We start from the raw sequence: 13032 nt of genomic DNA, 5'->3' as shown, positions 1-13032 counted from the left end.
AGAAATGAGTAAATTATTAGTAGTTGGTACCGTAGCATTTGACGCTATTGAAACACCTTTTGGTAAAACAGATAAAATATTAGGAGGTTCAGGAACATATGTAGGTTTGTCAGCATCTAATTTTGGAGTTAAAACCGGAGTGGTTTCTGTGGTTGGAGGAGATTTTCCCAAATCATATTTAGATATGATGAATAATAAAGGAATTAATACAGATGGTATTGAAGTTGTAAAAGAAGGTAAAACTTTTTTTTGGAGCGGTAAATATCATAACGATATGAATTCACGTGATACTTTAATTACCGAATTAAATGTGTTAGAGCATTTTATACCAGTAGTACCTGAACAATTTAAAGATGCTGGGATTGTAATGTTAGGAAATTTACATCCATTAACACAAGCGTCAGTTTTAGACCAAATGAGCAAACGTCCAAAATTGGTGGTACTTGATACTATGGATTTTTGGATGGATATTGCTTTGATAGAATTACATGCTGTTTTAAAACGTGTAGATGTTATTACAATTAATGATGAAGAAGCACGTCAATTAACTGGTGAGTATTCGTTGGTAAATGCAGCAAATAAGATTCATGAAATGGGGCCTAAATATGTTGTTATTAAAAAAGGAGAACATGGAGCGTTATTATTTAACAAAGAGAAAATGTTTTTTGCACCTGCATTGCCATTAGCTGAAGTATTTGACCCTACAGGGGCTGGTGATACTTTTGCAGGAGGTTTTTGTGGGTATTTAGCAAAAACCGAAGATATTTCATTTGAAAATATGAAAAATGGAATTATTTATGGTGCTAATTTAGCCTCTTTTTGTGTAGAAAAATTTGGAACAACACGAATGGAAGCACTAACCAAAGAAGAAGTGCAAACACGTTTGCAAGCTTTTAAAGAATTAACACAGTTTGACATTCAATTATCATAAATAAAAATCTGCGCTTTTTGTTGCGGATTTTTTAGTCAAAAAAATTAGAATAAACACAATACCCTTTTAAAATATTTTTTTCAAATGAGTGATGCTATTAAACATGAGTGCGGTATTGCAATGGTACGATTATTAAAACCATTACAATACTATAAAGATAAATACGGAACCGCTTTTTATGGTGTAAATAAAATGTATTTATTAATGGAAAAGCAACACAATCGTGGACAAGATGGTGCAGGATTGGCAAGTATAAAATTTAATGTAGCACAAGGAACACGCTATATTAGTAGAATCCGTTCTAACCAACCACAACCAATTAAAGATATTTTTGGTAAAATAAACGATAGAATTAACGGCGTTCTTCAAGAAAATCCAGAGAAAGCTGACGATACAAAATGGCAAGAAGATAATGTTCCTTATTTAGGAAATCTATTTTTAGGGCATGTTCGTTATGGTACCTTTGGAGGAAATTCTATCGAAAATGTACACCCTTTTTTACGTCAGCGTAATTGGAAACATCAAAATTTACTTGTTGCAGGTAATTTTAATATGACCAACTCGAAACAACTTTTAAATGATCTAATAGAATTAGGACAACATCCAAAAGAAGCAACCGATACCGTTACGGTAATGGAAAAAATAGGTCATTTCTTGGAGGATGAAGTTTCTAAATTATATGTTAAAGCAAAAGAAATAGGTTATAGTAAAAAAGATGCTTCTGGTTATATCGAAGAGAATTTAGATATTCAACGAATTTTACAACGTTCTGCAAAAAATTGGGACGGTGGATATGCCATGGCTGGTTTATTAGGACACGGTGATGCCTTTGTATTAAGAGATCCGTCAGCAATTCGTCCTGCATTTTATTATCAAGATGATGAAGTTGTAGTTGTTGCGTCCGAACGTCCTGCGATTCAAACCGTATTTAATGTTCCTATTGATGAAATTAAAGAAATTGATAGAGGACACGCCTTAATTATCAAGAAAAGTGGAAAAACCTCAATGGCTCCAGTTTTAGAACAACGTACTAAAAAAGCTTGCTCTTTTGAAAGAATATACTTTTCTAGAGGAAATGATGCTGATATTTATACAGAACGTAAGAATTTAGGAAAATACGTTTTTCCTAACATCTTAAAGTCTATTGATGATGATATCGAAAATTCTGTTTTCTCATACATTCCTAACACTGCTGAAACATCATTTTTTGGAATGATGGAAGCTGCTGAAGATGTTTTAAATCAACAAAAAACAACTGCAATATTAGCTGGAAGTGGAAAATTATCAAAAGAAGATGTTATTGAAATTTTATCAAAAAGACCTCGCTTTGATAAAATTGCTATTAAAGATGCTAAGCTAAGAACTTTTATTACAAACGACAGTAGTAGAGATGACCTTGTTGCACATGTTTATGACGTAACTTATGGTGTAGTTAAACCTACTGATAATTTAGTAATTATTGATGATAGTATTGTTCGTGGTACAACTTTGAAGAAAAGTATTATTAAAATATTAGATCGATTAAATCCTAAGAAGATTGTTGTTGTTTCTTCTGCGCCACAAATTCGTTACCCTGATTGTTACGGTATTGATATGGCAAAAATTAATGATTTTATAGCTTTTAAAGCTGCTTTAGCATTATTAAAACAAACTAATCAATATGATATTATTGATACGGTATATGCTAAATGTAAAAAACAAGAAACTAGCGAAGATAAAGATGTTGTAAATTTTGTAAAAGAAGTATATGCTCCTTTTACTGACGAACAAATTTCTAGTAAAATTGCAGAATTATTAAAAACATCTGATATTAAAACAGATGTTGAAGTAATTTTTCAGAATGTAGCTAATTTACACAAAGCTTGCCCTGATAATTTAGGTGATTGGTATTTTACGGGAGATTATCCTACAGACGGTGGTAATCGTGTAGTCAACCAAGCCTTTATTAACTTTTATGAAGGTAATGATAAAAGAGCTTATTAATTAAGTATAACTACTTAGTATATAAAAAAAGCGAAATCAATTGATTTCGCTTTTTTTATACTTTATTAAAGGGGAATAACGATGGCGCCATTAAATTTTTCTCTTATTTTATTTAGCGCTTTGTCAGCCTGAAGTCTTGTTCTGTAGTCACCGACTTGAGCTTTCCAGTCAGGTTGATCATATTTAATTTTAGTGTAAACACCAGGGTATTCAGCTCGAAACTTAGAGCATAAACTCTTCGCTTTATTTTCTAAACCATTATAAAGTTGAATTCTATACCCAGTCCCATTATTTTTATTGTATTCTTTTTTTTTGTTAATAATAGAAGTAATGTATTTGTTTTCAGTGTATTTACTTTGTGCATTTGTATCTAGAACCTCAATAAAAATCATTGAAATTAATAGTAGTGTAAATTTTGTTTTTTTCATTTTTATTAAAACTTTTAACAAAAGTAATAACTTGTAATCTAATAGATTGTTTGTGTAAGTTATTTAGAATAAATATAAATTATAAATTACCAATCTCTTAACATTTCACAATTTAGACAGAAGTAGTACTTTTGCGTGAGCTTCTATAATGTTATATTAGAATAGCCGTAATAGAAGAAATTGTACCAAAAACAGATACAAAACTTATAAAGTATGAAAAGTGTGAAACATCACAGCAGATTAACCCAAACACTCGTAAGGAGTTTAGCTTTCTTTTTAGTTTTATTTGTCAGTTTTTCAGCATTTTCACAAGATGTTGATGAAGCTCGTCAAAAGGAAGGGAAAAAATTATTTAAGTCTTTATGTGCTTCATGTCACAAATTAGATAAGAAACTTGTAGGTCCTAAGTTGGGTGGCGTAGAAAGTAGAAGAGAGAATGCTTGGTTGAAAGCATGGATTAAAGATAATGCAGCTTTAAGAGCTTCTGGAGATAAGGATGCTGTAGAGGTTTTTGAAGAGTATAATCAATCTAGTATGTCTGCATTTCCTCAGCTAACAGATAAGAATATAGATGATATTCTTTATTATACAACAGTAGGTGAAGTAAAGAAGGTTGTTGAAGGAGCTGTTGCTGTAGGTCAAGCTAGTTCTGGAAAAGGAGAAGCTCCAGGTTGGTTGATTTATGTATTAGGGGCTGCTGTAGTTGTTGCTTTTTTAATTGTTGCTAGTTTGTTGAAGACAATTAGTGAGTTAAAAGGGGCGCCTAAAACTCCTGGTGTAGTTGGTCAAACAGCTGATTTGTGGGAGGGGCTTAAGAAGAATACGTTCTTGCAGATTTTAATTGTTATCTTTTTTGCTTTAGTAGCTATTTATTTCTTATTTGGAACACTTTTTAAGGTGGGTGTAGATGAGGGATATCAGCCAATACAGCCGATAGCTTTTTCACACAAAATTCATGCAGGTGATAATAAAATTGATTGTCAATATTGTCACTCATCAGCAAAACATAGTAAAACATCAGGTATTCCTTCAGTGAATGTTTGTATGAACTGTCATAAGAATATTTCAGAAGTAGCAGATGATACTAAGGTTGTTATGGATGATCATATATTAACTAAAACAGATTTAGATAAAGAAATCGCTAAGATATACGAAGCTGCTGGTTGGGACGCTGATAACTTAGAATATACTGGAATAACAAAACCTGTGAAGTGGGTTAGAGTTCATAATTTACCAGATTTCGCATATTTTAATCATTCACAACATGTTACAGTTGCTGGTTTAAAATGCCAGAAATGTCATGGCCCTGTAGAGGAAATGGAAGAAGTATATCAATATTCGCCATTAACAATGGGTTGGTGTATTGATTGTCATAAAGAAACAAAGGTTGACTTAAAAGGAAACGAATACTATGCTAAAATTCATAAGCAATTGGCAGCAAAGTATGGCGTTGATCAAGTTACAATTGCTCAATTAGGAGGAAAAGAGTGTGGTAAGTGCCACTATTAATCAATTAGAAAGTAGAAAAACACGTATATAAATGGCTTTAAACAAAAAATACTGGCAAAGTGTTGAAGAACTAAAAGATGGTTCTGTTGTTGAAACGCTACGTAATAATGAGTTTGTACAAGATATTCCTACAGATGAGTTTTTAGGTGATAAGGATACATTAGAAACATCATCAACCTCACGTAGAGATTTCTTGAAATATGTTGGATTTACCACCGCTGCCGCTTCTTTAGCAGCATGTGAGGGTCCCGTAAGAAAATCAATCCCATATGTAGTACAACCAAATGATATTGTTGTAGGTGTTGCTGATTGGTATGCAACTACAATAGCTGATGGTTTTGATTTTGCAAACGTATTAGTTAAAACACGCGAAGGGCGTCCTATTCTTGTAATGCCTAATAAGCAAGCGGGAGGTGAAACAAACGCACGTACGCAAGCATCGGTTTTATCATTATATGATGCTCAATTACGTTTAAAAGAACCTAAAAAAGAAGGCGCTGAAATTTCTTGGGAAGCTGCAGATAAAGAAATCATCGCAACGCTTAATGAATTAAAAGAAGCAAACGAATCAGTAGTGTTATTAACAGGAACGTTAGCAAGTCCTTCTACTGAAAAAGTTATTGCTGATTTTATCGCAGTATATCCAAACGTAAAGCACGTTGTTTATGATGCTATTTCAGAAAGTGCTACCGCTGATGCTTTTGAAGCAATGTACGGTACACGAGCTTTACCTAATTATGATTTTAGTAAAGCAGAGGTAATCGTTTCTATTGGAGCAGATTTTATTGGTGATTGGCAAGGTGGTTATGAAAAATCATATGCTGATGGTCGTAGAGCTGATTCTGGTAAAATGTCTTACCATGTTCAGATAGAAAGTAATATGTCATTAGCAGGAGCAAATGCTGATAAAAGAATGGTGGTAAAACCTTCTAATCAGGTATATGCTTTGGTTAATTTATATAATGCTGTAACAGGTGAATCACTTCCTTCAAAAGCAACAAAATTAGATGCTGAAATTAAAAAGCTAGCTAGCGATTTGAAAAAAGCAGGTTCTAAAGGAGTTGTAGTTACAGGATTAAATGATAAAAACGCTCAGTTAATTGCTTTTGCTATTAACGAGAAGTTACAAAGTCAAATATTTGATACCAAAGCTGTTAATTTAACACGCCAAGGTAATGATGCACAAGTAAATCAATTAGTTACAGATATTAAATCAGGAAAAGTAAAAGGGTTAGTAACCTATAATACAAATCCTTTATACACGTTAGCAAATGCTTCTGATTTAGCAGAAGGAATTAAAAAGTTGAAATTATCTGTTGCAATCGCTACTCAAAATGATATAACAGCAAATGCAACACAATATACATTGCCTGCGCCTCACAACTTAGAGAGTTGGGGAGATATAATGGCAACCAAAGGAACGTATAGTTTAATGCAGCCAACAATTTCTCCATTATTTAATACACGTCAGTTACAAGATGTGTTATTAAAATGGTCAGGTAGCACTACAAATTATTACGATACATTAAAGGAATTTTGGAGTACTACCGTTTTAGGAGGGGCTTCGTGGAATCAAGCGTTGCATGATGGTTACTTTAAATCAGTTGCTACATTAGAAGAAGAGCAAGTAACTTTTGAATCATTTGTAAATTTAAATACTTCAGCTTCTCTATTATTAGAGAAAACAAGTAAAGCTTCAGGTTTCGAGTTAAACTTGTTTACATCAACTGCACTAGGTGATGGTAAGCAAGCTAATAACCCTTGGTTACAAGAGTTGCCAGATCCTATTACACGTGCTTCTTGGGATAACTATTTGACAGTTTCAATGGCTGATGCTAAGGAATTAGGTTTTGAAAATCCAGTTAAAGATAATGGAGCTATTAATGGTAACTATGCTACTGTAACAGTTAATGGAGTTTCTATTGAAAAAGTACCAGTAATGATTCAGCCAGGTCAAGCTAAAGGTTCAGTTGGTTTGGCACTTGGGTACGGAAGAATTCAAGGTTTAAAAGAGGAAATGCAAGTTGGATTAAATGCTTACCCTTTGTATAAAGATGGAAACAATATACAGTATAATGTTTCTATCGTTAAAACATCAGGGTGGCATAAATTTGCATGTACACAAGTACAAAGTACACTTGCAGGTCGTCATGATATTTTAAAAGAAGCTACTTTAAAACAAGTAAATAATAAAAAATTAGACCCTAAGCATACCTGGAATAAGCCTGCAATGGTATCATATGATCATCAAGAGGTTGAAGCTAAAAGTGTTGATTTATGGGGAGAGCATAATAGAGAGGTAGGGCATCATTTTAATTTATCTATTGATTTAACATCATGTACAGGATGTGGAGCATGTGTAGTTGCATGTCATGCAGAAAATAATGTGCCAGTTGTAGGTAAGGATGAAGTACGTGTTGGTAGAGATATGCACTGGTTACGTATTGATCGTTACTATTCATCTACTGTTGCTGATAAGCAGTACGAAGCTTCAATGACTATTGAAGAATTTAAAGCTCAAAATCCTAGCTTAGCAAATAAAGATGTAGAAAGAAAGTATACCGAAAGAGTATTAGAATTAAGTAAAGGTGATTTATTTGACGCCTTAGAAAATTCAGCAGAAAACCCTGAAGTAGCCTTTCAGCCAATGATGTGTCAGCACTGTAATCATGCTCCATGTGAAACAGTATGTCCAGTAGCAGCTACATCACACGGTCGTCAAGGTCAAAATCAAATGGCATATAACAGATGTGTAGGTACAAGATATTGTGCAAACAACTGTCCTTACAGAGTTCGTCGTTTTAACTGGTTTAATTATTCAGAAAACAATGAATTTGACTTTAATATGAATAATGAATACGGAAAGATGGTTTTAAATCCTGATGTAGTAGTTCGTTCAAGAGGAGTTATGGAAAAATGTTCTATGTGTATTCAAATGACACAAGCAACAATTTTAAAGGCCAAAAAAGAAGGTAGAGCAGTTAATAAAGATGAATTTGAAACAGCTTGTTCATCAGCATGTTCTACAGGAGCAATGGTGTTTGGAGATGTAAATAATTCTGAAGATAAGGTAGCCTCATTAAAAGAGGATGATAGAGCTTTCCATGTATTAGACTATATTGGTACTAAACCAAATGTAGTATATCAAGTGAAAGTAAGGAATACAAACGAAGCTTAATAATAAAAATTAACAAGTATATAGATTTATGTCGTCTCATTACGAATCATCTTATAGAGAACCTTTAGTGTTGGGTAACAAAAGTTACCATGATATCACTGAAGACATTGCAAAACCCATTGAAGGTAAAGCAAACAAAAATTGGTATATCGCATTCTTTATTTCCTTAGCAGCAATGTTATGGGGGTTTGGATGTATTTTCTACACAGTCGGTACAGGTATTGGTGTGTGGGGATTAAGTAAAAATATTGGTTGGGCATGGGATATTACCAACTTCGTATGGTGGGTAGGTATTGGTCACGCAGGAACATTAATTTCAGCAGTACTATTATTATTCCGTCAAAAATGGAGAATGGCAATTAACCGTTCTGCTGAAGCAATGACAATATTTGCGGTATTCCAAGCAGGTTTATTTCCAATTATTCACATGGGGCGTCCATGGAATGGATATTGGGTTTTACCAATGCCAAATCAATTTGGTTCGCTATGGGTAAACTTTAACTCACCATTATTATGGGATGTATTTGCAATTTCAACTTATTTATCAGTATCGTTAGTTTTCTGGTGGACAGGTTTATTGCCTGATTTTGCTATGATACGTGATAGAGCTGTAAAACCTTTTCAAAAGAAAATATATGCTTTATTATCTTTCGGATGGTCAGGTAGGGCTAAAGATTGGCAACGTTTTGAAGAGGTTTCATTAGTTTTAGCAGGTTTAGCTACTCCATTAGTACTTTCAGTACACACAATTGTATCTATGGATTTTGCTACATCTATTAACCCAGGATGGCACTCGACAATATTTCCACCATATTTCGTAGCAGGAGCAATATTCTCTGGGTTTGCAATGGTACAAACTTTATTAGGTGTTATGCGTAAAGTTACCAATATGGAAGCGTACATTACACGTTTACATGTTGAATATATGAATATTGTAATTCTTTTAACAGGTGGTATTGTAGCTGTAGCTTACGCTACAGAATTCTTTATAGCTTGGTATACAGGATCACCTTACGAAAATTACACTTATTTATCTTTTGGTGCTGAAGCTGGTGCATATGGATGGGCATTTTGGTCATTATTAATATGTAACATTATAATGCCACAGTTTTTATGGATTAAAAAATTAAGAAGAAGTTTTATTTTTTCTTTTATTATTTCGATCATTATCAACATAGGAATGTGGTTTGAGCGTTTCGATATTATCGCAATTGTATTAAGTAAAGGACACTTACCATCAACATGGTGGCGTTTTGAACCAACATTTGTTGATGTAGGTATTTTTGTAGGAACTATTGGATTTTTCTTTGTATTATTCTTATTATATGCAAGAACATTTCCTGTAATTGCACAAGCAGAAGTTAAGACAATCTTGAAATCTTCAGGAGAGAATTTTAAAAAATTAAGAGAAGAGAACAATGAGCACTAGTAAAGTAATTCACGCATTTTATAATGATGATGATATCTTAATGGATGCCGTTAAGAAAATCAAAGGAGAACATCATCACATTGAAGAAGTATTTTGTCCATTTCCAGTTCATGGATTAGACAAAGCTTTAGGATTAGCTCCAACACGTTTAGCAATTACTGCATTCTTTTACGGAATTACAGGTTTGTGCTTTGCTATTTGGATGACTAATTACATGATGATTCAAGATTGGCCACAAGATATTGGAGGTAAGCCTAACTTCAGTTGGTTTACAAATATGCCAGCATTTGTACCAATTATGTTTGAATTAACCGTGTTTTTTGCAGCTCATTTAATGGTTATAACTTTTTATATGAGAAGTAGAATATGGCCGTTTAAAGAAGCAGAAAATCCAGATCCAAGGACTACAGATGACCATTTTTTAATGGAAATTCCTGTTCATGATAATGAAGAAGAGTTAAAGGCTTTATTAGCAACAACAGGTGCAGTAGAAATTAACATAGTAGAAAAGCACTAATAGAGAGATATGAAGAGTTTTGTGAAAATAATCGTCGCTTTAGTTGTAATAACAAGTGTTATTTCATGTGGAGACAAACGTACACCTCAATTACAATACATGCCTGACATGTATGTATCTGTTCCTTATGATGCAAACGGAGCAAATGGAGTTAATGGAGAGATGGTTGATAGATTACCTGTTGCAGGTACAGTTAGTAGAAAAGGTATAGTAGCTTATGATATTCCTAACACAAATGAGGGATATGAAAAAGCTAAGTTAGAATTAAAGAACCCTTTAGCAATTACTGAAAAAAATTTAGCAAAAGGTAAAGAATTATACGGAATTTATTGTGCTACTTGTCATGGATCAAAAGGTGATGGTAACGGAGTTTTATCTCAAAGAGATAAATTTAACGGAATACCAAACTATAAAGAGAGAGATTTAAATCCAGGAAATATTTATCATGTTATTATGTATGGTAAAAATTTAATGGGATCTCACGCAGCACAATTACAGTACAAAGAGCGTTGGCAAGTTGTACAGTATGTTGAGAAATTAAGAAGCGAATTATAATAAGTCTATAATAGATAGTTAAGATATGTACCAGTTTACAGGAAAATTAAAAATACTTGCTATTGCTCTTATGGTTTTAGGAGCTTTAGGTACTGCCATCAGTTTTATGTCGGCACCTAAAACATTAGAAGAAGCAAAAGAGATTATAGCTAAACAACATAATGCTCATGGTAGTAACCATAGTATTGTTGAATCTCATAAAAAATCATCAGCACACACTATTGACAATGTTGAAAATCATCAAAAAAATGATATAGATTCAACACATGGACATACAGAAAACCATGAAGATGAACACGCATCTCATGTTTTTCATCAGATGCAAAATCGCCCATGGGCGGCATTCTTTGTAGCACTAATGTTCTTTTTAGGGGTTACATTACTAGTATTGGCTTTTTATGCAATTCAAAGAGTGGCACAAGCAGGTTGGTCTATTGTTTTATTTAGAGTAATGGAAGCTATTACAGCTAATTTACATTATGTAAGTGCAATTATGTTAGTATTTTTAATTGCTACATTTATGCATATGAATCATTTATTTCCATGGATGGCAGAGGGAGTTTTTGATCCTCAAAGTCCAAACTATGATGCTGTTGTAGATGGTAAAAAATGGTTTTTAAATACTCCAGGTTGGTTAATTAGAAGTATTTTTTATTTAATAGTATGGAATGTATATCGTTTTGTAATTAGAAAAGGATCAATCAAACAAGAAAATGGAGATTTAAAATTACATAAAAGAAATTATAATATTTCTGTAATTTTCTTATTTCTTTTTATGATTACTGAATCAATGATGTCTTGGGATTGGATTATGGGAATAGATCCTCACTGGTTCTCTACATTATTTGGTTGGTATGTATTAGCAACATTCTTAGTGTCTGCTTTAACAGTTATTGCTTTTGTAACAATATACTTAAGAGCAAAAGGTCATTTACCTTTTGTTAATGATAGTCATATCCATGATTTAGCTAAATATATGTTCGGTTTTTCTGTATTCTGGACATACTTATGGTTTTCTCAATTTATGTTAATTTGGTATGCTGATATTCCTGAAGAAACTACTTATTATTTATTAAGAATGAATGAGTACCAAGTGCCATTTCTAGCAATGGTTGTTATGAATTTTATTTTCCCTATACTATTGTTATTAAATAGTGATTTTAAAAGTATACCTTGGTTTGTAACAATAGGAGGTATAGTAATATTAGCAGGGCATTACTTAGATGTTTTTGTTATGATTATGCCAGGAACTGTTGGAGCTCAATATGGTTTTGGAATTGGAGAAATAAGTGGAATTTTATTTTTCTTAGGATTATTTATATATGCTACTTTTAGTGCATTTGCTAAAGCAAATCCATTAGCAAAAGGAAACCCTTTCTTACATGAAAGTGAAACACACCATTACTATAATATCGAACACAGAGGAGAAGATAGTAATCATTAATAATTATAATTAATAAACAAATAGTTTAGATAATATGCTCGCTTTATTTTATATTTTCATAGCAATTGCAATAGGAGTTAGTTTCTGGCAAATTACACGTATCATGAATCTTCGTTCTGTTATAGCTACAGACAAGGACAATGAGAAACAAGGTAAATTAGCCATAGGTTTTTTAATATTCTTATATGCAATGATGGTTTATTGCTTAATAGCAATGAATGTAATTATGCTACCAGAGTCTGCTTCTATAGAAGGAGAACATCATGATAACTTGTTTGACATTACATTTTGGTTATTAGGTATTGTTCAATTTGGTATGCAGTTTTTAATTTTCTTTTTTACTTATAAATATAGAGGTAAAAAGGATAATAAGGCATTATTTTATGCCGATAGTCATAAGTTAGAAATAATTTGGACAGTTATTCCTGCAGTAACAATTGTACTATTGATAGGTTACGGTTTATGGGCTTGGAATAACATAATGTATGTTGGAGATGATGAAAACCCAATTGTAATTGAAGTTTACTCTAGACAGTTTGATTGGCAAGCACGTTATGCAGGGGAAGACAATGAATTAGGATTAGGAAATGTTAATTTCATAAAGGGAATAAATTCCATGGGAGTTGATATGTCAGACCCTAATGCTCAGGACGATAAAAAGGTGACAGAAATGGTTTTACCAAAAGGTAAAAAGGTTTTATTTAAATTTAGGTCACAAGATGTATTACATTCCGCTTACATGCCTCATTTTAGTGCACAAATGAACTGTGTTCCAGGTATGGTTACTCAATTTGCATTTACACCAAAATTTACTACAGCCGAAATGCGTGTAAATTCTGAAGTAATAGCAAAGACCGAAGGAATAAATAAAATTAGAAAGGTAAAAGGAGAAGATCCTTATGAGTTTGATTATTTGTTATTGTGTAATAAAATTTGTGGTGCATCTCACTACAACATGCAAATGAAAATCACTGTCGTTGAACAAGCTGAATATGACAAGTGGTTATCAGAACAAAAAACGTTAGCTCAAGTTATTAAATAAAGATATTTTTTAAAAG

At 32.7% G+C, this 13032-nt stretch carries 10 protein-coding genes; 9 read left to right on the top strand and 1 reads right to left on the bottom strand.

Features of this window, described 5'->3' with window-relative positions:
• Positions 1–4 precede the first annotated feature (4 nt).
• Positions 5–931 (top strand): PfkB family carbohydrate kinase, encoded by a 927-nt coding sequence (locus ACN5J4_RS05820; protein WP_418649078.1) that lies wholly within the window; start codon positions 5–7, stop codon positions 929–931.
• A gap of 84 nt (positions 932–1015) precedes the next feature.
• Complete coding sequence (locus tag ACN5J4_RS05815; protein WP_418649077.1) at positions 1016–2914, top strand: amidophosphoribosyltransferase; 1899 nt, start codon at positions 1016–1018, stop codon at positions 2912–2914.
• A gap of 65 nt (positions 2915–2979) precedes the next feature.
• Here ACN5J4_RS05815 and ACN5J4_RS05810 read toward each other — a convergent pair whose 3' ends face one another.
• The gene (locus ACN5J4_RS05810; RefSeq protein WP_418649076.1) at positions 2980–3342 is read right to left on the bottom strand and encodes an SPOR domain-containing protein; all 363 of its coding nucleotides are present in this window, start codon (positions 3340–3342) and stop codon (positions 2980–2982) included.
• A 213-nt stretch (positions 3343–3555) separates the two neighbouring features.
• On the opposite strand from ACN5J4_RS05810, the gene ACN5J4_RS05805 reads away from it, so the two are divergent.
• Genes ACN5J4_RS05805 through ACN5J4_RS05775 form a run of 7 tightly spaced genes read left to right on the top strand, consistent with a single transcriptional unit; the run spans position 3556 to position 13016 of the window.
• Positions 3556–4851, top strand: coding sequence for a cytochrome c3 family protein (locus ACN5J4_RS05805; protein WP_418649075.1), 1296 nt, complete (start codon positions 3556–3558; stop codon positions 4849–4851).
• A 31-nt stretch (positions 4852–4882) separates the two neighbouring features.
• Positions 4883–8029: a TAT-variant-translocated molybdopterin oxidoreductase gene (locus ACN5J4_RS05800; RefSeq protein ID WP_418649074.1), complete on the top strand. Its 3147-nt coding sequence runs from the start codon at positions 4883–4885 to the stop codon at positions 8027–8029.
• 28 nt (positions 8030–8057) lie between these two features.
• Positions 8058–9458, top strand: a complete 1401-nt coding sequence (gene nrfD, locus ACN5J4_RS05795) for an NrfD/PsrC family molybdoenzyme membrane anchor subunit (RefSeq protein ID WP_418649073.1) — start codon at positions 8058–8060, stop codon at positions 9456–9458.
• Positions 9448–9975, top strand: coding sequence for a DUF3341 domain-containing protein (locus ACN5J4_RS05790; RefSeq protein ID WP_101918163.1), 528 nt, complete (start codon positions 9448–9450; stop codon positions 9973–9975). Before nrfD ends, ACN5J4_RS05790 begins: the two co-directional genes overlap by 11 nt.
• Before the next feature lie 9 nt (positions 9976–9984).
• The gene (locus ACN5J4_RS05785) at positions 9985–10530 is read left to right on the top strand and encodes a c-type cytochrome (RefSeq protein WP_418649072.1); all 546 of its coding nucleotides are present in this window, start codon (positions 9985–9987) and stop codon (positions 10528–10530) included.
• A 25-nt stretch (positions 10531–10555) separates the two neighbouring features.
• A complete protein-coding gene (locus ACN5J4_RS05780; RefSeq protein ID WP_418649071.1) occupies positions 10556–11974 on the top strand; it encodes a quinol:cytochrome C oxidoreductase in 1419 nt (472 codons plus the stop codon).
• A gap of 34 nt (positions 11975–12008) precedes the next feature.
• Positions 12009–13016 carry a cytochrome c oxidase subunit II gene (locus ACN5J4_RS05775; protein WP_418649070.1) on the top strand — a complete coding sequence of 336 codons (1008 nt, stop codon included), beginning with the start codon at positions 12009–12011 and terminating at the stop codon, positions 13014–13016.
• Positions 13017–13032 lie beyond the last annotated feature (16 nt).

It is taken from the genome of Tenacibaculum aestuariivivum (genome assembly GCF_964507685.1).
GTDB classification, from domain to species: Bacteria; Bacteroidota; Bacteroidia; order Flavobacteriales; family Flavobacteriaceae; genus Polaribacter; species Polaribacter aestuariivivum.
This window is presented reverse-complemented; position numbering and strand designations above follow the sequence as displayed.

Bases quoted from the DNA above. Each gene is read 5' to 3' on its own strand.
- ACN5J4_RS05775 (WP_418649070.1), top strand. From the start codon at position 12,009: ATGCTCGCTTTATTTTATATTTTCATAGCAATTGCAATAGGAGTTAGT.
- ACN5J4_RS05810 (WP_418649076.1), bottom strand. From the start codon at position 3,342: ATGAAAAAAACAAAATTTACACTACTATTAATTTCAATGATTTTTATT.
- ACN5J4_RS05805 (WP_418649075.1), top strand. From the start codon at position 3,556: ATGAAAAGTGTGAAACATCACAGCAGATTAACCCAAACACTCGTAAGG.
- ACN5J4_RS05785 (WP_418649072.1), top strand. From the start codon at position 9,985: ATGAAGAGTTTTGTGAAAATAATCGTCGCTTTAGTTGTAATAACAAGT.
- ACN5J4_RS05820 (WP_418649078.1), top strand. From the start codon at position 5: ATGAGTAAATTATTAGTAGTTGGTACCGTAGCATTTGACGCTATTGAA.
- nrfD (WP_418649073.1), top strand. From the start codon at position 8,058: ATGTCGTCTCATTACGAATCATCTTATAGAGAACCTTTAGTGTTGGGT.
- ACN5J4_RS05780 (WP_418649071.1), top strand. From the start codon at position 10,556: ATGTACCAGTTTACAGGAAAATTAAAAATACTTGCTATTGCTCTTATG.
- ACN5J4_RS05800 (WP_418649074.1), top strand. From the start codon at position 4,883: ATGGCTTTAAACAAAAAATACTGGCAAAGTGTTGAAGAACTAAAAGAT.
- ACN5J4_RS05815 (WP_418649077.1), top strand. From the start codon at position 1,016: ATGAGTGATGCTATTAAACATGAGTGCGGTATTGCAATGGTACGATTA.
- ACN5J4_RS05790 (WP_101918163.1), top strand. From the start codon at position 9,448: ATGAGCACTAGTAAAGTAATTCACGCATTTTATAATGATGATGATATC.